This is a genomic window from Pseudomonas maioricensis (assembly GCF_022790535.1).
Classification (GTDB): domain Bacteria; phylum Pseudomonadota; class Gammaproteobacteria; order Pseudomonadales; family Pseudomonadaceae; genus Aquipseudomonas; species Aquipseudomonas maioricensis.
In genome coordinates, this window is the sequence record NZ_LOHG01000004.1 from 152,206 (window position 1) to 172,412 (window position 20,207).

General features: G+C 57.5%; 15 protein-coding genes. 8 read left to right on the forward strand and 7 right to left on the reverse strand.

All coding sequences use genetic code 11. The annotated features are described in order from the left end of the window. Positions 1-56: 56 nt before the first annotated feature. Both fadD1 and fadD2 read right to left on the reverse strand, forming a co-directional pair. Positions 57-1,748 (reverse strand): long-chain-fatty-acid--CoA ligase FadD1, encoded by a 1,692-nt coding sequence (gene fadD1, locus AUC61_RS08100; RefSeq protein WP_243245446.1) that lies wholly within the window; start codon positions 1,746-1,748, stop codon positions 57-59. A gap of 387 nt (positions 1,749-2,135) precedes the next feature. Beyond that, complete coding sequence (gene fadD2 / locus AUC61_RS08105; RefSeq protein ID WP_243245447.1) at positions 2,136-3,824, reverse strand: long-chain-fatty-acid--CoA ligase FadD2; 1,689 nt, start codon at positions 3,822-3,824, stop codon at positions 2,136-2,138. A gap of 210 nt (positions 3,825-4,034) precedes the next feature. Here fadD2 and AUC61_RS08110 point away from each other — a divergent pair, with 210 nt between their 5' ends. Together AUC61_RS08110 and AUC61_RS08115 are read left to right on the forward strand one after the other, a co-directional pair. Then, a complete protein-coding gene (locus AUC61_RS08110; RefSeq protein WP_243245448.1) occupies positions 4,035-4,979 on the forward strand; it encodes an alpha/beta hydrolase in 945 nt (314 codons plus the stop codon). 57 nt (positions 4,980-5,036) lie between these two features. Next, complete coding sequence (locus tag AUC61_RS08115) at positions 5,037-5,507, forward strand: MaoC family dehydratase (protein ID WP_122665988.1); 471 nt, start codon at positions 5,037-5,039, stop codon at positions 5,505-5,507. A 541-nt stretch (positions 5,508-6,048) separates the two neighbouring features. Here the strand turns inward: AUC61_RS08115 and ccoM are convergent. Both ccoM and AUC61_RS08120 read right to left on the reverse strand, forming a co-directional pair. Beyond that, complete coding sequence (gene ccoM / locus AUC61_RS26425; protein ID WP_025261439.1) at positions 6,049-6,159, reverse strand: cytochrome c oxidase subunit CcoM; 111 nt, start codon at positions 6,157-6,159, stop codon at positions 6,049-6,051. 283 nt (positions 6,160-6,442) lie between these two features. Further along, complete coding sequence (locus AUC61_RS08120) at positions 6,443-6,604, reverse strand: hypothetical protein (RefSeq protein ID WP_122666139.1); 162 nt, start codon at positions 6,602-6,604, stop codon at positions 6,443-6,445. Positions 6,605-6,840: 236 nt separating this feature from the next. On the opposite strand from AUC61_RS08120, the gene AUC61_RS08125 reads away from it, so the two are divergent. The 3 genes from AUC61_RS08125 (at position 6,841) to AUC61_RS08135 (ending at position 9,494) form a co-directional block, all read left to right on the forward strand. Continuing rightward, positions 6,841-7,725, forward strand: coding sequence for a LysR substrate-binding domain-containing protein (locus AUC61_RS08125; protein ID WP_243245666.1), 885 nt, complete (start codon positions 6,841-6,843; stop codon positions 7,723-7,725). Between the two features lie 87 nt (positions 7,726-7,812). After that, the gene (locus AUC61_RS08130) at positions 7,813-8,283 is read left to right on the forward strand and encodes a RidA family protein (protein ID WP_243245449.1); all 471 of its coding nucleotides are present in this window, start codon (positions 7,813-7,815) and stop codon (positions 8,281-8,283) included. Then, on the forward strand, positions 8,280-9,494 hold the full coding sequence (locus AUC61_RS08135; protein ID WP_243245450.1) for an aminotransferase class V-fold PLP-dependent enzyme: 1,215 nt from the start codon (positions 8,280-8,282) through the stop codon (positions 9,492-9,494). Before AUC61_RS08130 ends, AUC61_RS08135 begins: the two co-directional genes overlap by 4 nt. Here AUC61_RS08135 and AUC61_RS08140 read toward each other — a convergent pair. Continuing rightward, a complete protein-coding gene (locus tag AUC61_RS08140) occupies positions 9,491-9,829 on the reverse strand; it encodes an aspartate-semialdehyde dehydrogenase (RefSeq protein ID WP_243245451.1) in 339 nt (112 codons plus the stop codon). The genes AUC61_RS08135 and AUC61_RS08140 overlap by 4 nt on opposite strands. Positions 9,830-10,044: 215 nt before the next feature. Here AUC61_RS08140 and rapA point away from each other — a divergent pair, with 215 nt between their 5' ends. Beyond that, a complete protein-coding gene (gene rapA, locus AUC61_RS08145) occupies positions 10,045-12,891 on the forward strand; it encodes an RNA polymerase-associated protein RapA (protein ID WP_243245452.1) in 2,847 nt (948 codons plus the stop codon). Between the two features lie 187 nt (positions 12,892-13,078). Here the strand turns inward: rapA and AUC61_RS08150 are convergent, their stop codons facing one another. Then, positions 13,079-14,434, reverse strand: a complete 1,356-nt coding sequence (locus tag AUC61_RS08150; protein ID WP_243245453.1) for a spinster family MFS transporter — start codon at positions 14,432-14,434, stop codon at positions 13,079-13,081. A gap of 285 nt (positions 14,435-14,719) precedes the next feature. Between AUC61_RS08150 and AUC61_RS08155 the strand changes: the two genes are divergently transcribed. Both AUC61_RS08155 and AUC61_RS08160 read left to right on the forward strand, forming a co-directional pair. Continuing rightward, the gene (locus AUC61_RS08155) at positions 14,720-16,948 is read left to right on the forward strand and encodes a bifunctional diguanylate cyclase/phosphodiesterase (protein ID WP_243245454.1); all 2,229 of its coding nucleotides are present in this window, start codon (positions 14,720-14,722) and stop codon (positions 16,946-16,948) included. A gap of 366 nt (positions 16,949-17,314) precedes the next feature. Continuing rightward, positions 17,315-19,384 carry a hypothetical protein gene (locus AUC61_RS08160; protein WP_422765170.1) on the forward strand — a complete coding sequence of 690 codons (2,070 nt, stop codon included), beginning with the start codon at positions 17,315-17,317 and terminating at the stop codon, positions 19,382-19,384. Between the two features lie 227 nt (positions 19,385-19,611). Here AUC61_RS08160 and AUC61_RS08165 read toward each other — a convergent pair whose 3' ends face one another. Beyond that, positions 19,612-19,917, reverse strand: a complete 306-nt coding sequence (locus tag AUC61_RS08165) for a DUF2288 domain-containing protein (protein WP_243245456.1) — start codon at positions 19,915-19,917, stop codon at positions 19,612-19,614. Positions 19,918-20,207: the final 290 nt, after the last annotated feature.

Below are 20,207 nucleotides of genomic sequence, written 5' to 3' on the forward strand. Positions count from 1 at the left end.
TCGGCAGCTCCTACAGAAATAACAAACCCCGCATTTTCGCGGGGTTTTGGAATTGTTTACTTCTTCAACCCCAACTTCTTCAATTCCTCATCCCGCAACTCGCGACGCAGGATCTTGCCGACGTTGGTCGTAGGTAACGCGTCGCGGAATTCGACGCTGCGCGGGACTTTGTAGCCGGTCAGGTTGGCGCGCATGTGTTCCATGACCTGGTCCTTGGTCAGGGTCATGCCCGGTTTGACCACCACGAAGACCTTGATCGCTTCGCCGGATTTATCGTCCGGGACACCAATGGCCGCGCATTGCAGCACGCCCGGCAAGGTCGCCAGTACGTCTTCGAGTTCGTTGGGGTACACGTTGAAGCCGGAGATGAGGATCATGTCTTTCTTGCGATCGACGATGCGCATGTAGCCGTCAGGCTGGATCAGTGCGATGTCGCCGGTCTTGAGCCAGCCATCCGCATCGATCATTTCATCGGTCGCTTCCTGGCGCTCCCAATAGCCCTTCATCACCTGCGGGCCCTTGATACACAATTCGCCGATTTCCCCGAACGGCAACTCGTTGCCTGCATCGTCGATGACTTTGCACAACGTCGAAGGCGCCGGAATGCCGATGGTGCCGACCTGAATCTTCTGATTAGGGTTGCAGCTGGCCACAGGACTGGTTTCAGTCATGCCATAGCCTTCGCAGATCGCGCAGCCGGTCACTTCTTTCCAGCGTTCAGCGGCGGCCAGTTGCAGAGCCATACCGCCGGACAGCGTGACTTTCAGCGCCGAGAAATCAAGGTTGCGGAATTCCGGGCTGTTGCACAGCGCCACAAACAAGGTATTGAGGCCCACAAAACCGCTGAACTTCCACTTCGACAGCTCTTTGACCATCGCCGGCAAATCACGCGGGTTGCTGATCAAGATGTTGTGGTTGCCGATCAGCATCATCGACATGCAGTGAAAGGTGAACGCATAGATGTGATAGAGCGGCAGCGGCGTGATGACCACTTCGCTGCCTTCGTTCATGTTCGAGCCCATCAACGCCTTGCATTGCAGCATGTTGGCGATCAGGTTGCGGTGGGTCAGCATTGCGCCTTTGGCCACGCCCGTGGTGCCGCCGGTGTATTGCAGCACCGCAACGTCATTGCTGGCAGGCGAAGCTTCGGTGAACGGCTGGCCACGGCCTTTGCTCAGCACGTCATTGAACTTGATCGCGGCGGGCAGGTGATAAGCCGGGACCATCTTCTTCACGTATTTGATGACGCTGTTGATCAGCAGTCGCTTGAGCGGTGGCAGCATGTCCGCCACTTCAGTGACGATCACATGCTTGACGCCGGTTTTAGGCACCACCTTTTCAGCCAGGTGGGCCATGTTCGCCAGGCATACCAGCGCCTTTGCACCGGAATCCTTGAATTGGTGTTCCATTTCCCGCGCGGTGTACAGCGGGTTGGTGTTGACCACGATCAACCCGGCGCGCATGGCACCGAATACGGCAATGGGATATTGCAGGACGTTGGGCAACTGCACGGCAATACGGTCGCCGGGTTGCAGGTCGGTATGGTGCTGAATCCAGGCGGCAAAGGCGCCGGACTGCTCATACATCTCACCATAGGTGAGGGTCTGGCCCAGATTGCTGAACGCTGGCTTGCTGGCGAAACGCTCGCAAGACTGTTTCAATACGGCCTGGACGTTTGTGTATTCGTCAGGATTGATCTCGGCAGGAATGCCAGACGGATACTTGTCCTTCCAGAAGTTTTCAATCATGGAAGCCGGGCTCCTCAGCGACAGCGAATTCTTCACATCGCTTGAATGCGATGATTTTCTTGTGTTTTGGAATTTTGCGGTTAACGCTTCGTTGCTTAGTGACAGGTCAAAAGCGGGCCGAGAGTAGCAGCTTTGCAATAGGCCGCCTAGAGGCAAGGAAGGCCCCTACAGTCACAAAAATGACTCAAGAATTAATAGCAGTCACGTTTAGAGCTTTAATACTATTTGTCGCAGATCTGGCTGAAATGACTGATTTAGAGGCACTTGGTCGATGGTATGGCGTGGAACCTGTTGGAGCGAGGCTCGTCCGCGAAGAACGCTGATGCGGTGTTCCTGACTTTCCTCTAAGGCCGATTCGCGGGCAACCCTCGCTCCAACAGGTACGCACTACGCGATATCCCGCAACTCCCTTCTCAATATCTTGCCCACCGGCGTCATCGGCAGTGATTCACGTATCACAATGTGCTTGGGCTGTTTATAACCCGTGAAGTTTTCTTTGCAGAACAGTTTCAGCTCTTCAACGCTGACGCCACCTTCGCGGGGCACGACAAACAGCTTCACAGCCTCTCCCGAACGCTCATCCGGCACACCGATCACTGCGCAATTGGCAACGCCGGGATGGCCCATGACGACGTCTTCGATCTCATTGGGGTACACGTTGAAACCGGAGACGATGATCAAGTCTTTCTTGCGATCCACGATGCTGACAAAGCCATCAGCTTCAATCACTGCGATATCGCCGGTCTTGAACCACCCTTCAGCGTCCAGCGCTTCGGCCGTCGCCTCCGGGCGTTGCCAGTAACCGAGCATCACCTGAGGACCTTTAACACACAGCTCGCCGCGTTCACCCAACGGCAGTTCATTGCCGTCATCATCAATGACCTTCATCAACGTGCCCGGCACGGGGATGCCAACCGTCCCGAGACGCGCAAGCTCACCATAAGGGTTGGCGCTGGCCACGGGCGAGGTTTCGGTCAGGCCATAGCCTTCGACGATCCGGCAACCGGTGATTTCTTTCCAGCGTTCGGCCGTGGCCTTGACCAGCGCGGTGCCGCCCGAGTTGGTGCTTTTGAGGCTGGAGAAGTCCAGCGACTTGAAATCCGGATGGTTCATCAGCGCCACGAACAGTGTATTGAGGCCGATCATCGCGGTGAAACGCCACTTGCCAAGCTCTTTGATGAAGCCGCCAATGTCTCGGGGATTGGTAATCAGAATGTTGTGATTGCCGCTGACCATCATGCACATGCAGTTCGCTGTGAACGCATAGATGTGGTACAGCGGCAGCGGCGCGATCATGATTTCCTTGCCTTCCTGAAACACTGGTTTGCCGTCACTGCCGTGCTGTGACATGCAGGCGTGCACCTGCTGCATATTGGCTACCAGGTTGCCGTGGCTGAGCATCGCGCCCTTGGCCAGCCCGGTTGTGCCGCCCGTGTATTGCAGCACCGCAACATCGCTGAGTTGCAATGTCACCGGGTTCAACTGATGGCCTCGGCCCAGACTCAACGCGGCCTTGAAGCGGGTAGCCTGTGGCAAGTGGTAAGCCGGAACCAGCTTCTTGACCTTGTCGACAATGGTGTTGACCAGCCAGCCCTTGGCGGTCGATTGCAGGTCGCCCATTTTGACTTCGATCAGGTACTGGATGTCGGTATCAGGCAACACCTCCTGCACCAACTTGCCGAACATATTCAGATACACCAGCGCCCGAGCGCCGGAGTCCTTGAACTGGTGACGCATTTCGCGCGCGGTGTACAGCGGGTTGGTGTTGACCACGATCAGGCCTGCACGCAACGCACCAAACACGGCAATCGGGTACTGCAACAGGTTAGGCATCTGCACGGCAATACGATCACCGGGCTTGAGTTCGGTGTGCTGCTGCAACCAGGCCGCAAAGGACGCCGAATAACGGTCCAGCTCGGCATAGGTCAGCGTCACCCCCATGTTGCTGAACGCCGGACGATCGGCAAACTTGTGACAGCTGCGCTCGAACACTTCCACAACCGACTTGTAGGCGTGAACATCCACCCCGGTTACTACGCCTGCCGGTCGCTTGTCATTCCAGAAATCAGGTTGCATTTGTTTTTATCCTCTTACCTGAGACGGTCTGGCCCGCGGTGATGGTGCGGGAGCTTGCCGGACGTTAGCAGCTAAAACGTGGAAGGCAAATATAGAGACCTGCGACATCATTACCATGAATTACAGAGCTGGCCGGTTTGCGATTCGTCATTCACTCTACACTTCACTAACAGGACGTTTAACGCTGGCCATTCAGCTTCGGGAGTTGTCATGAAACATCAGCCGTTCTGGCTCGACGCCAGTGACCAAAGCCGTCTTTACGTCAATGTATGGTTGCCCGATGTCGAGCCTGAAGCGGTGGTCATGCTATCCCACGGCATGGCTGAGCACAGTGGCCGATACGCCCGGCTTGGCATGGCACTGGGCGAAGCCGGGTTTGCGCTGTACGCCCACGACCAGCGCGGCCACGGCAAAACGGCTGATCAAGGCATGCTCGGACATTACGCCGATGAACAGGGATGGCCCAAAGTGGTGGGTGACCTGGCCAGCGTCGCTCAAGCCATCAGCCAACGGCATCCCGGCGTGCCGGTTTTTCTGTTGGGCCACAGCATGGGGAGCTACATCGCCCAAGGGTATTTGCAGCACCACGGTGCAGGCTTGCAGGGGGCGATTCTCAGCGGCTCCAACTTTCAGCCGGTCACGCTGTATCGCGGTGCGCGCCAGGTTGCCCGCCTAGAGCGCTTTCGCCAAGGTAAAACCGGTCGTAGCGCATTGATCGAGTGGCTGGCGTTTGGCTCGTTCAATAACGCATTCAAACCAACACGCACGTGTTTTGACTGGCTCAGCCGCGACCCTGACGAGGTCGACAAGTACGTGCAAGACCCGCTATGCGGCTTCCGTTGCACCAATCAGTTATGGCTGGACATGCTCGGCGGCCTGCAGCAAATCAGCAAACCCTCGAACCTGGCGCAGATCGATCCGGGCTTGCCGTTGCTGGTCATTGGCGGCGAATGTGATCCGGTGAGCGAGGGCAAGCGTCTGAAAGATCTTGCCGACGCATTGGTCGCGGCAGGTCATCAAATGTTACAACTGAAGATCTACCCGCAAGCGCGGCATGAAGTGTTCAACGAAACCAACCGCGATGAAGTCACCCGTGATGTAATTGGCTGGCTGGAACAGGCACTGCAACAGCCAAGACCGCGTCGGGCGGAATAAAAGCGCCGGACCGTCATCGCTGCGTTTGACATCAATATTCAATTTTCAGGATCACTCATGACCCAGGTTACCAACACGCCGTACGAAGCCCTCGAAGTCGGCCAGACCGCCAGTTTCAGCAAGACCGTTGAGGAGCGTGACATCCAGCTGTTCGCTGCCATGTCGGGCGACCACAACCCGGTCCATCTGGACGCCGAGTATGCTGCATCGACGATGTTCAAAGAGCGTATCGCCCACGGCATGTTCAGCGGCGCACTGATCAGCGCTGCCGTCGCCTGCGAACTGCCTGGGCCAGGCACTATTTATCTCGGTCAGCAGATGAGCTTTCAGAAGCCGGTCAAATTGGGCGACACGCTGACCGTACGCCTGGAAATTCTTGAAAAGCTGCCGAAATTCCGCGTGCGCATCGCGACCCGTGTATTCAACCAGCGCGATGAGCTGGTTGTGGACGGCGAAGCGGAAATCCTTGCGCCACGCAAACAGCAAACCGTGACATTGACGACGCTGCCAGCCATCAGCATCGGCTGAGATATCGAGCCCGAACAGGGTGGTAACTGTGGGAGCCGGGCTAGCCGGCGATGCATGAGGCGCAGCCATAAGTCACACCGCGTAATCGTTCATCGCGAGCAAGCTCGGCTCCCACAAGTTCTTCACCATCCTGTGGGACCGAATTCATTCGGGAAAGCGGGATTTCAAGCGGTACACAGGCTGCGGATGTACAGCCCCCGTCGCGAATGAATTCGAGTGAAGCCATCGCGAGCAAGCTCACTCCTACAGGGGATCGCGTTTCCCTGTGGGAGCGGTGCTTGGTCTGGGCCGCATCCGGACGATAAGCGCGACGCGGTCTGACAGGAAATCGCGGTGTTCTTATCGCGAGCAAGCTCGGCTCCCACATGAGATTGCGCTCTTGCGTAGGACCGGCTAAAGCGGAGCGCCGCCCGGCCGGTCCTGCGGGATTGCAGGCCAACATAAAATCTCCCACAGGATCGCTTTTCAAGCGCCCAAAAAAATGGGCGACCGAAGTCGCCCAAAATGCCTTGCGTGCTCTTTTTATTGGAAGGCCTCTGCCCTATTTGCGTTTTTGCGAGTCCTTCCAGATGAATAGTCCGAAGCCTGCGAAGAACACCAGCATCAGGCCAACGGTTACGACACCGGCCACCACCACATTGTCGAGAAACATAACCGTGCCTCCTGCTCGTTGTGTTGTCCTTGTTCGATGGGGCTAGATTAACCAGAGTCAGGCAGACGGAAATTGACCCAAATCAATAGCACTGCGCGCTCATTGATTGAGCGCGCAGATAACTGATTTGGGTCAAAGGTATTGGGGTGTACAACCGCATCACTGTAGGCGCTGCCGAAGGCTGCGATCCGGTCAGTTGGTGTCCGGAAAACTTGACCAGAACAAGCGCGCTCCTGCATGCCCCATCGGAACACTGTGCAGAAAACTTACCTGCACTCAGCGTCTAACGCTTCTTGGGCTTTTTCTTCGGCTTCTTTTTACCGGACTCAAGAGGCATTGCCTGCTCGAAGGCATTGCGCACTTCGTTGAGGCGCTTGTCATTGAGGTCATGTACCCGCTTGGCGCGCTCGGCGCCCAGGTCAATCAGGTTTTCGTCTCCGCTCATGGCCAGCAATTCTCGAACACAGGGTAGTTGGGCCAATAATGCTCAATCGCGACGAGCCTGACCAGTAGCGATCCACTGCGTCAGGCCACCGTGCGGGTTTCGACAGTCGCTCAAGCAGGATTTTGGCGGCACAATCGACAACCTTGCTGTTTCTTCCAAAGGATCTGAACCCCGTGCAACCCACCACGACAGCATCCGCCTCGCCCCAAACCGCTCTGCATGGCGACCTCCCCCCGATGCTGACACTGCGCGCCTTCGAGGCGGTTGCTCGGCATCTGAGCTTCGTCAAGGCGGCCCGGGAGTTATCAGTCACACAAAGCGCCTTGAGTCATCAGGTTCACAAACTGGAAGAGTTCCTCGAGTGCCGCCTGTTTATCCGCCGCACCCGCGCCATCGAGCTGACTGAAACCGGTCGTGCTTATCAGCTACAGGTTCGTCAGGCGCTGGAAAGCATCGCAGCAGCGACTCGCCGCATTCGTCACACCGCACCGGCACCCAGCGTTTTACGCATCGGCCTGCTCGCCTCTTTTGCAACGATGTGGCTGGCACCGCGCCTGTCGGGGTTTATTTCGGCCAACCCCGACATTCGCGTCGAACTGGTGCCTGCCTATGAACTGGCAGATGTGGCCGGTGGCGAGGTTGAACTCGCGATCCGTTATGGCAAGGGAGGCTGGCCCAATGTCAACGGCGTGCGCTTGATGGACGAACGTCTGTTCCCGGTCTGCAGTGCGCAGTACAAGACTCGCTGGCTCGCAGCACAGCACGAACTCAAACAGCCTGGTCTGGCACCCGGCCCGCTGCTCACTGCGCAAGCGACCATTCCGTTCGAATGGCTGGACTGGGCGAAACAACTGCGCGTCGATATCAGCCAGCTGTCGAGCCTGATGCTCCACGACTACAACATTGTGGTGGAAGCAGCGGTCGCCGGTCAGGGCATCGCCATGGGCCGTGATCGCTTGATCAAGCGACGCTTGCAAGACGGCTCTCTGGTACCACTGCTGCCCGATGCCGTTTACGAAGGGGAAATCGGCTACTGGCTGGTGACCGGCGACGCGCCTCTGAGCAACGTGGCCCAACGCTTCGCCGACTGGCTGGTCGCCGCAAGCCGTGAGGATGATTGAGCGATATCGATACGTGCGGTGAAATCTTTCAGTTTGTCGAAGCGAACGCCGGCTTTCATTGTGCGCTCACTTTATGGAGAGCACCCAATGACCAACAGCCTGCGTGAACAACTCAAAAAACTGGACCTGCAACTTCCGCCCGTGGACGGCCCTGCTGGCAACTACGTCAGCACAGTGATCAGCCAGAACCTGCTGTATGTGTCGGGGCAAATCCCCATGCTTCACGGTCAGCCCGCATTCGTCGGCCGGGTGGGTGACAGCCTGAGCGAAGAGCAGGGCATCGCCGCAGCAGCACTGGCAGCGTTGGGTTTGCTGGCCCAATTGGAGTCGGTGATTGGCGACGACCTGTCAAAACTGGTGCGGGTCGTAAGGCTGGGCGTATTCGTCGCCTGCCCCAGCGATTTCACCCGCCAGGGGGCTGTGGGCAACGGCGCGTCGAACCTGCTGGTCAACGTGCTCGGCGAAGCCGGGCGACACGTTCGCACGTCGGTCGGCGTTTCCAGCCTGCCCGCAGGTGTAGCCGTTGAAGCGGATGCCATCTTTGAGCTAAGACCATGACTCAGCCCTTGACCGAGGCACAGATCGAGGCACTGCGTGCCGCAACACCAGGTTGCCAGCGTGTGATCCACTTCAATCATTCCGGCGCGTCGCTGCCCAGCCAGGCGACCATAACGGCAATGATCGAGCAGGTGAACCAAGAAGCCATCCAAGGCCCGATGGAAGCCGCTGCACAGGGCGAGGTCTTGCTGGAAAATGCTCGCAACACCGCTGCCCGGTTGATCAACTGCACGCCCTCCTCCATTGCATTTCTGAGCAGCGGCTCTGCTGCATGGGGTATGGCCTTCAGCGCACTGCGAGCATGGCGGCGCGGCGACCGGATTCTGGTCGGGCGTCACGAATGGGGCGGCAACCTGGCGTGCATGGCCCAGGCCTTGGCAGCAGGGGCCAGCCTGGAAGTGATCCCGAGCGATGAGAACGGCGCGGTGTCGGTGCCCGCGCTGGAGGCCATGATCGATGAGCGTGTACGGTTGATCTCACTGACCTGGCTCCCCGCCAACGGAGGACTGATCAATCCGGCTGCGGCCATCGGTGCAGTGGCAAAGCGGCACAACATTCCTTATTTCATCGATGCAGGACAGGCCTTGGGGCAGATCAGCGTTGATGTCCAGGCGCTGAGTTGCGATGTCCTCAAGGGCGCCTGCCGCAAGTTTCTGCGCGGCCCGCGGGGCACCGCGCTGCTGTACATCCGTGAGGGTTTTGTCGAAAGACTCCAGCCACCTTTCGTGGACGTCCTGTCTGCACCCAGACACGGTGAAAACTTTACCCCGCGCGACGATGCCCGGCGCTTTGAAACCAGCGAAATGTCGATGGCGCTCATCGCTGGTTTGAATAACGCACTGAGTGAAGTCGAAATATTGGGTGTGGCGCGTGTCCGACAACGCATTCAGCAACTGGCGTCGTCATTACGGCAGCGGATGAAAGAAGTCGTAGGACTCAAGCTACAAGATTGTGGCGCAGCACCTGATCAGTCGGGCCTGGTTTCATTCACGCTGGAAGGCTGGGACGCCGTAGAGATTAAACAGCAGCTAGCCGCGCAGGGGATAAATATCGGCGCCAATGGCGTGGCCTACACACCGCTGGATATGCAGGCCAGAGGGCTGGTGAACATTGCGCGAGTTTCGGTCAGCTATCTAAACACTGACGTTGAGATAGAGACGTTACTCCTGGCATTGCGCGCGATGAGCAATGCACGCAACGACGCACTTTAGACCTGCACGTCGACCCAAAGCCCCTGGCGCGGCTCATCGTCAATCAATGGCACAACCGGGACGGTGTTGTCAGCGTTCAGCGCAACGCCGGGGATGGCGAGATGCTCAGGCTCATCGGCCCCTTCTTCACGGCGACGTTGTTGCTCCTCGTGACGCGCCTGCTCTTCACGAAGCAGCCAGGCATTGCGCTCTTCTTCCTCGTTACGCAGGTCGATGTTGGTTTCGCTGGAACTTGGCTGCACCGGTGCGACGGGCGGAATATCGGGGACATTCCGGGCCGGATCCAGTTGCGAAGTCACAGGCACCACACTCAAGGGAAGCATCGGTTGCAACATTATCAGTTCTCCTTTTGAGTGGATGTCGGCCAAGTTTCTATCGACTTGACACCGTAAATGAGAAACTTTCGACTATGTTTTTGGCAACTAGTGCCTTTAACAGGCTTAAATTTTCGCGGACGCGTTTAAATACAGGTGTTTTGTCACTGTTCCTTTGGCCTGGGCAGCGTGTTCCGTTAACATAGTCGGCTTTTTCAAGGCGGGAGACAGGCAGCATGGCGCAGCAGTATCAACCGGGGCAACGCTGGATTAGCGACAGCGAAGCCGAGCTGGGTTTAGGCACCGTTCTGGCACAGGACGGCCGCTTGTTGACCGTGCTCTATCCGGCCACTGGCGACACGCGTCAGTACGCACTGCGAAATGCACCTCTGACCCGCGTGCGCTTCTCGCCGGGCGATGTGATCACCCATTTCGAAAACTGGAAGATGACGGTTCGCGAAGTCGATGACGTTGATGGCCTGCTGGTCTATCACGGGCTCAACGCGCAGAACGAAGCCGTCACGCTGCCGGAAACCCAGCTGTCGAACTTCATTCAGTTCCGTCTGGCCACCGACCGCCTGTTCGCCGGGCAAATCGACCCGCTCGCCTGGTTCTCCCTGCGCTATCACACGCTGGAACATACCAGCCGCCAGTTGCAGTCGTCCCTCTGGGGCCTGGGCGGTGTTCGTGCGCAACCCATCGCGCACCAGTTGCACATTGCCCGGGAAGTCGCCGACCGTATCGCACCACGGGTTCTGCTGGCTGACGAAGTGGGTCTGGGTAAAACCATCGAGGCCGGCCTGGTTATCCACCGCCAACTGCTTTCGGGCCGCGCCAACCGTATCCTGATTCTGGTTCCGGAAAACCTTCAGCACCAGTGGCTGGTGGAGATGCGCCGCCGCTTCAACCTGCAGGTTGCGCTGTTCGACGCTGAGCGCTTCATTGAAAGCGATGCCAGCAATCCTTTCGAAGACACCCAACTGGCGCTGGTTGCGCTGGAATGGCTGGTTGAAGACGAAAAGGCTCAGGACGCACTGTTTGCCGCGGGCTGGGACCTGCTGGTCGTCGACGAAGCTCACCACCTGGTCTGGCATGAAGACAAGGCCAGCCCTGAGTACTCGCTGGTCGAGCAACTCGCCGAAGTCATCCCGGGCGTACTGCTACTGACCGCCACCCCCGAACAACTCGGCCAGGACAGTCACTTCGCACGTTTGCGCCTGCTCGATCCAAACCGCTTCCATGACCTGCATGCCTTCCGTGCCGAAAGCGAAAACTATCGCCCGGTGGCTGAAGCGGTGCAGCAATTGCTCGACAAGGGCCGCTTGTCACCTGAAGCACACAAAACCATTCACGGCTTCCTTGGCGCTGAAGGCGAAGCCCTGTTGACGGCTGTCAATGACGGCGATGAAGAAGCAAGCGCACGCCTGATTCGCGAATTGCTTGATCGCCACGGTACCGGTCGTGTCCTGTTCCGTAACACCCGTGCCGCCGTGCAAGGTTTCCCGGAGCGCAAGCTGCACCAGTATCCGCTGCCCTGCCCGGCCGAATACCTGGAACTGCCGCTTGGCGAGCACGCCGATCTGTACCCGGAGGTCAGCTTCCAGGCTCAGCCGGACGCCAGCGAAGAAGAGCGCTGGTGGAAGTTCGACCCGCGTGTCGAGTGGTTGATCGACACCCTGAAAATGCTCAAGCGCGTCAAGGTGCTAGTGATCTGCGCCCATGCCGAAACCGCGATGGACCTGGAAGACGCGTTGCGCGTGCGCTCCGGCATTCCGGCCACGGTTTTCCATGAAGGCATGAATATCCTCGAACGCGACCGCGCCGCTGCGTATTTCGCTGACGAAGAGTTCGGCGCTCAAGTACTGATCTGTTCGGAAATCGGCAGTGAAGGCCGCAACTTCCAGTTCGCTCACCACCTGGTGCTGTTCGATCTGCCGTCCCACCCGGACCTGCTGGAACAGCGTATTGGTCGTCTGGACCGAATTGGCCAGAAACACACGATCGAACTGCACGTACCTTTCCTGGAAACCAGCCCGCAAGCGCGGCTGTTCCAGTGGTACCACGAAGCGCTGAACGCCTTCCTTAATACCTGTCCGACCGGCAACGCCCTGCAGCATCAGTTCGGCCCGCGCCTGCTGCCGTTGCTGGAAAGCGGTGACGATGACGAGTGGCAAGTGCTGATCGACGAAGCGCGTACCGAGCGCGAGCGTCTCGAAAGTGAACTGCACACCGGCCGCGATCGCCTGCTGGAGCTCAACTCCGGCGGCGCTGGCGAAGGTGAAGCACTGGTAGAAGCGATCCTCGAGCAAGACGACCAGTTCACCCTGCCGATCTACATGGAAACGCTATTCAATGCGTTCGGTATCGACAGTGAAGACCATTCGGAAAACGCTCTGATCCTGCGCCCCAGCGAGAAGATGCTCGACGCCAGCTTCCCGCTGGGCGACGACGAAGGCGTGACCATCACCTACGACCGCAACCAGGCGCTGTCTCGTGAAGACATGCAGTTCATCACTTGGGAACACCCGATGGTACAAGGCGGCATGGATCTGGTGCTGTCCGGCTCGATGGGCAACACTGCGGTGGCACTGATCAAGAACAAAGCACTCAAGCCAGGCACTGTCTTGCTGGAACTGCTGTACGTGAGCGAAGTGGTTGCACCGCGCTCGCTGCAACTGGGTCGCTACCTGCCGCCTGCTGCGCTGCGCTGCCTGCTCGACAGCAACGGCAATGACCTGTCGGGCCGTGTTTCCTTCACGACCCTGAACGACCAGTTGGAAAGCGTGCCACGGGCCAGCGCCAACAAGTTTATCCAGGCTCAGCGTGACGCCCTCAACCCGCAGATCAATGCCGGTGAAGCGAAGATCGCCCCGAAACATGCCGAGCGCGTTGCTGAAGCGCAACGTCGTCTGGCGGCTGACACCGAAGAAGAACTGGCGCGGCTGACCGCCTTGCAGGCCGTCAACCCAACCGTACGCGACAGCGAACTGGTTGCGTTGCGCGAACAGCGTGAGCAAGGGCTGGCCATGCTCGATAAAGCGGCATTGCGCCTTGAAGCGATTCGGGTGTTGGTGGCTGGTTAAAAACTCGCTCCTGCAGGTTGGAACTTGAACCTGTGGGAGCTGCCCGCACTGTCTCGCGGCAAACATGGGACCTGTAGGAGCTGCCGAAGGCTGCGATCGCGGTGTATCAGGATAAAAAGCTTCGCAGCCTTCGGCAGCTCCTACAGGAATTGAATTTCAATCCAGTAGCGGCTACGCATTCTAGATTTCAAGCTACCGCAACCACCGGCTCATCAGCCACCATCCCTGCCTTCATCCGCGCCGCGTCCCGACTGAAACACCGCGAAGCCAGATACAGAAACACCAGCGTCATGAACAGCGCCACCGGGATCAGGTACATCGCGTCATGCAGCCCTACCGCCTTGTAGACCTCGCTCATCTGTTCAGCCCCGGCAGCCGCCATGGCCGAATGGGCAAAGTGATCTGATAGCAAGCCGACTACCACCGGCCCCAGCCCGCCGCCCAACAGATAAAGACCCGCGAAGAACAACGCCATCGCCGTAGCACGCAAGCGAGGCTCGACCACGTCCTGAATCGCGGTATAGACGCAGGTATAGAAGTTGTAAGCAAACAGCCAACCCAGACTGAACACTGCGACAAATACACCGATCTCAATGCGCCCCGCGTGCAGGGCATACCCTGTCGCAACGGTTGCAATCAACATGCTGCCAGCAGCGAACAACAACCGGCCGTTGGCAAAACGCTGATGTAACTTGTCGGCCACCCAGCCGCCCAGCGTCAGCCCGATCAACCCCGTTACGCCGACAATAATGCCGGTCGCCACCGCAGCTCCCTGTAAGGGCAACAGGAAATAGCGCTGCAGCATCGGCACCATGAACGAGTTACAGGCATAAGTAGCGAAGTTAAACGTCAGCCCGGCCAGCACCAGCCAACCAAACGTCGGGATCGAAAGTACGCGACGGATAGGCTTTTCGATCTTTTCCTCGGACATCCGCACACTTTCTGCCGCGCCCCGCTTGGGTTCACGAATGAAGAACATGAACAACGCCAGCACCAGCCCCGGAACAGCGGCGATAAAAAACGGCGCACGCCAACTGTCGAACGCCTTGACCATCGCGCCGATGGTAAAGAATGCCAGCAACAACCCGAGCGGCAGCCCCAGCATGAAAATTCCCATCGCGCGCGCACGCCGGTGAGCAGGAAACAGGTCGCCGATCAGTGAATTGGCTGCGGGCGCATAGCTGGCCTCCCCAATGCCCACCCCCATGCGCACCAATAGAAATGTCCAGAAGCTGCCTGCCAGACCATTAACGGCCGTCAGCCCACTCCACACGGCCAGCCCCCAACCCATGATTTTCTTGCGCGAGCCGTTATCGGCCATACGCCCCAATGGCAGACCTGCAATGGCATAGACCAGCGTGAACGCGGTACCGATGATGCCCAGCTGGAAGTCACTCAAATGCCATTCCATGCGAATGGGCTCAATGATGATTGCCGGGATCGTGCGGTCGAAAAAATTGAACAGATTGGCCAGGAACAGTAAAAACAGAACACGCCAGGCGTTGGACGCCTGTGGGGATAAAGGCTGTGGGGTGCCTTGCATAATGAAGCTCCCTTTTTATTGTTATACGCAGCGTAGCGGGCAGAGGAAAACGCTACTTAATCTAGGTGGCCTTTCATTAACTGTCTGTGAACATTCGCAAAGGGAATGGTCCGGCATGGCCACAGGAGCCGACGCTTATAACCATTCGCTATTTGGTTAATTCCAAATTGATTGGACCCCTCAACCCTTTGCTATTGGCACGTTTGTATCAACTTCTATACTGACAGCGACTCGCCACCACTTTTGGACTCTGGCGACCCTGGCATTGAATATATGGGGCCCGCTATGGAATGGCTTGGTTTGTATCTGATGTCCGGGCAATCCCACGACGGGATGCTGCTGCTGGACTGTACCCACAACCTGTTTCTCATGGCGCTGTCGTTCGGCGTCATTTCAGCGGCATGCCTGGCGACGCTGGATATCGGCGAACGCATCATCCATTCAGAAAATCACCAAAGTCGGCAACGCTGGCAAGTGCTCGGTGCCCTGTGCCTCGCGGGTGGAGCATGGGCTATGCACTTCATTGGCATGCTCGCCTTTGAAACGCCGATGAAGGTCAGCTACGACCTGCCCACTACGATTGCTTCTCTGTTTATCGCAGCTATTGCAGGCGCGTTCGCGATCAAGGCCATTAGCCAGGAAGTACTCGGCCCGGGGCAATGGCTGCTAAGCGCAATCGGCATCGGTCTCGGCGTGGTGGTCATGCATTACGTGGGCATGTCGGCATTACGCTCGTCCGCCATTCAGTACTACCAGCCCGGCCCGTTCGGGCTCTCAATACTGATGGCCGTTCTCTGCGGTGCCGTATTCCTGTTAATGCCCGGCTATTTGCGGCAAGGCAGTGGCACCTTCCACCAGATGCTCAAATACGGCGCCAGCATGCTGCTGGGTGCAGGCTTGCTGGGCACCCACATGATTGGCATGTGGTCCCTGAATCTGGTGATTCCGGAAAATGTCCCACTCGAGTCGGCGGCACCGGAGAACGCGATGCAGCTCGGCCTGACCATCGCGATCATTGCCCTGCTGATCATCGCAGGCAGCCTGAGCGCCTCCATGGCCGACAAGAAGCTGCAAAGCAAAGAGCACGACTTGCGCCGCGTGAATGCCCTGCTCAGCCAGCTGGATCAGGCGCGGATGTCCTTGCAACAAGTTGCGCATTACGACCCGTTGACCAACCTGCTCAACCGGCGCGGTTTCAATCAGACCTTCGCCGAGAAACTGAGCGAGCACGGCGCAAACGGCGGCATGCTCGCGGTAATGTTCCTCGACATCGACCACTTCAAGCGCATCAATGACAGCCTGGGCCATGACGCTGGGGATGACCTGCTCAAAGCGATTGCCGAGCGGATTCGCAGCGCGACCCGAGGCGACGACGTGGTGTCCCGGTTCGGCGGCGATGAATTCTGCATTCTCATCGGCCTGCACAACTATGAAGAAGCCGAGCAACTGGCTGGGCGTGTCATGCAGAAGATGAAAGAACCCATCGCTCTGGCCGGTCGGCACATGGTCATGACCACCAGTATCGGCATCAGCATCTTCCCGCAAGATGGTCAGACCTGCGATGAACTGCTCAAGCACGCTGACCTTGCGCTCTATCAATCAAAAGGCAACGGCCGCAACCGGCTGCACTTTTTCAGCCCCAACCTCAAGACCAAGGCCAGCCTGGAGCTGCAACTGGAAGAAGAGCTGCGCAACGCGCTGCTGGAAGAAAACGGCCTGCAGGTTTATTACCAGCCAATCGTTGACCTGAGTACCGGGCACGTGGCCAAGCTCGAAGCTCTGGTGCGCTGGCAGCACCCGCAACATGGTTTATTGACGCCGGATCGCTTTATTGAAATAGCGGAAACCAACGGCTTGATTGCCGACCTTGATAACTGGGTATTGCGACGCGCATGCCAGGATCTGGGCCGTTTGAGTGGCAATGGCCTGGAGGACTTGATCATCGCGGTCAACTGCTCGGCGCTGAACCTGACTCGCGATAACCTGATCGACGACATTCAGCGCGCCTTGAGACAGGCCAACGTTCCCGCCCGGCGGCTGGAGCTGGAAGTCACCGAAAATGCCCTGATGGGCAACATCAGCAACACCATCGGCCTGCTCAAACAGATCCGCTGCCTGGGTGTTTCGCTTTCCATCGACGACTTCGGCACCGGCTACTCCTCTCTGGCCTACCTCAAAAGCCTGCCTCTGGACACGGTCAAGATTGATCGTTCCTTCATCGTCGACATTCCCGGATCCGCTCAGGACATGGAGATCGTCCAGGCGATCATCGTCATGGCCCATACCTTGCGACTGAAAGTCGTCACAGAGGGCGTTGAAACCGCGCAACAGAAGGAGTTTCTCAGCAAGTACAACTCCGACTACATTCAGGGCTATCTGATCAGCAGGCCGCAACCTCTGGATCAACTGTTGCCGCTGGTGCAGAAACTCAACCAGCGTAAAACAGCCAGCGTCGCCAAGGCCATCGCGCACGCCCCCGCAACGGAAAAATGGAGCCATGGGCCTGTGGGCTGAAACCAGCGCACGGGGCCCTGACAGCTATACAAAGCCGCGGTTCAACCTGACCACTGAAAATATTAAAGCTTTGCGTGCACCCGCCGATTCATTGGCTGGACCAGACAGAAAGTGCCCTTCTCATGCATAGGGGTTCCCCCTATCGCCGCAGAAATAAGCGCACTGTAAAGTCGTAATTTCTCTTTCCGTGATGGCGCGATGACAGCCACTGCATCGCCGCCTCCCTCAGGCAAATGGCGCACGATGACCAATAAAAATGATTCTGCTGGTGCGATATCCGGACCATTGAATGCAGCCGTTGCCGAGAAGGCCGCTGGCCTCCCCAGCACCTACTATCGACCAAAGCCGATACCCGCCCAGCAGTACATGTATTTCACCGAAACCGACACCGACCGCATCCTGGATAACCTCGATGGTCTGCGCGATACCGTCTTCCCGCAATCCGTTCACATCGAAGATAACGTCCTGCGCAGCGAGCAGCAGTTCCCGTCTGTTTGCCTGATCGGTCTGGGTCGCTGCGGCTCCAACATTGCGCTGGACGTCGCTGAACTGGTTTACAACGCCCGCAAGTTTTACCTCAACCAGTTTGAAAACGAAGATCGTCTGAGCGAAGACAAACGCTACAGCCCAGGCCGCTGGATTCGCAATAACCTGCGACTGGTGCAGAACAAGGCCAGCAAACCTGTGTTCCTGGTCGAGCCGCTGGTCATGCTCGGCGACCTGGATAAAGACATTGCCGGTCGCATCCGCTTCTCCCGCAAAGGCGAGAAAAGCGGCTTCATCAACGACTACAGCAAAATGAAGATCATGGACTTGTCTGAAGTCCATGCCGGTGGTGCGGGCAACGCCCCGATCCTCGGTCAGTATCTGGCCAAGATCATCCTGAACAAGGACACCAACCACTTCTCCAGCGCTGACTGGAAGCTGATTCACTCCTACCTGATCGACTCATGCGGCATCAAGGCCAATCAGTCGCGCCTGTATTTCTACATTTTCAGCGCAGGCGGCGGTACGGGCTCGGGCATGGCCTCGGAGTTCGGTCTGGCGCAACAGTTCTCGTACATGAACAAAACTTTCGACACCAAGCCGACTGACGAAAACGACAGCAAGCGTGGCCGGTCTTTTGTGTTCGAGCCTATCTTCACCAGCGGCATTTGCGTACTGCCGAACATTTCCGATCATCGCAGCGAAATGTCTGAAGCCCTGCACATCAACGCCGGGCGCTTGCTGTGCAAGTACCTGTCTGAAGAATGGGACTTCTCGTACAACTTCGAGAACGAAGACAGCAGCGAAGCCAGCGTTATGGGCCGTATCCGCCCATGGAATGCCATGATGCTGATCTCCAACGACATCATGCGCTACGCCGAAGCCAGCGATGACGGCAACATCGAGAACATCGACGTGAACGCCATGGAGCGCCACGCCAACCAGTACATCTCGCAGCAGATCTTCAACATTCTCACTGCTCAAGCGGTGACGACTGACTACGATCAGAACTACTTCCGCCGTGCAGGCATTGATATCGGCGAGACCATTCGCCTGGATGCCAACGACCTGTTCATGAGCCTGGCCGGTCCGGTGGCGATTGCCTACGCCGAATCCGTGGTGCCGGAAAGCCCGGCTCCCGGCTCGGACAAGTTCAAGGTGTTCGAGAAAGAGCCGCCGCGCCTGAACATCGACGACCTGTTCTTCCGCTCCATTGACCTGCCGCACTTCAATAAAGTAACTCAGGCCATTGAAGGCATCAGCCTGCTGCCGATCGAATCCAAGCGCTATCGCGCCGCACTCGATCAATACAAGACCTCTGGCTACGATGCTGCGGCCCTGCATGACCTGCACTTCTTCAAGAACTGCTCGTCGGTGGTGTCCATCGTTTCGCTGCCAAAGGACTACAAGCTGTCCTACATGGACCTCAATCGTCTCAAGACGCACTTGAACAGTCTGTTTCCGAACACGACGCTCAAGCGTTACGCCTTGGTAATCGGTGCGTCGGCCAACCTTTCGCTGACCACCCTGATCGCGAAAAGTCCGTGTTTGTCGGATGACTTCCTGACCTTGATCGTCGCCTTCATCAAACGCTGCTTCGCGAAAAACCAGTACCGTTTCGACGATACGCTGGACAACGCGATTCTGGATTTCATCGTCAGCGAAGAGTTCGATGAGGACCGCATTGATGAGTTGCTGAACGAGTACGAAAACCCGGCGAAAATCCTCGATACCAACTGGTATGCCATCAAGCCGATGTACGAGAAGAAGTATCGCGAGTTGATTGAAGACAAATCCAAGTTTGTCTCGATCAATGACATCCGCATTTCCCGCGAGAGCGTGAAGAAGGCCGTCAAATACCTGCGTGAGATCTACCGTCATCGCATAGGCAAGACCCGGGTTATCTCCCTGAACCAACATACGGGCAAGACGGATTACGGGGTTAAGTAAGGCTGTTACTGCTATTCGGCATGAGCAACGCCGTGTAGCAGCCAATGCTCGACCTGTAGGAGCTGCCGAAGGCTGCGATAGTGTTATGTCAGGATGAACGCTTCGCAGCCTTCGGCAGCTCCTACAATAAAGCACGGCGCCGGTGTGATATTTCTCTACCCGGTGCCCTGCGCAGTTACCAGACTTCCCACTTGAACCCCGCAATACGCACCAAAAAAGATCACTAACTAAGCAGGCGCTCTATCCTGGACCAATACCCAAGGTGCCACTACGACTGCCCACAGTACCGGATCGCGCTCCACAAGCTCTAGCGCCATGGCTTCAGCCACCTTCCCCACCTGTCCACTGGCGAGCCATGCGCTGACCTTATCGGCTTCGTTCTGGGCAACGGCCTGCGCGACTTCAATCAAATCCAGAGAAGGCTCGACCCACAACAGGGCACCGCGGGCGAAGAACGGTTGCAGCTCCGTCCAGGTAATTGATGCCGTCTCGCCGAGCAATTTGGCATAGAGGGTGCTTGGTTCTTCACTCATGGGTTTCACCGAAAAGAAAATCGACGCGAATGATAGCGCCGAGTCGGCTCGAGACAAACCCAGATACAAGTAATTGATTGCAGGGAAGATCAGCAAAACCAGGGGTTTAGAGGTCGATTGGACAGGTCGAACCGCGTGATTCTGTATCTTTCTTTCAATTAAGCGACATTGATCGATTTTGCCCCCTGCAGTTAGCTATTCAAGCTATTGACCGGCGCTCTAAACTGTTCCGGTACAGTTTGCCGGGGGGATGATCGGTGTTTAAAATCCGGTCCCGCTGCCTAGGCATC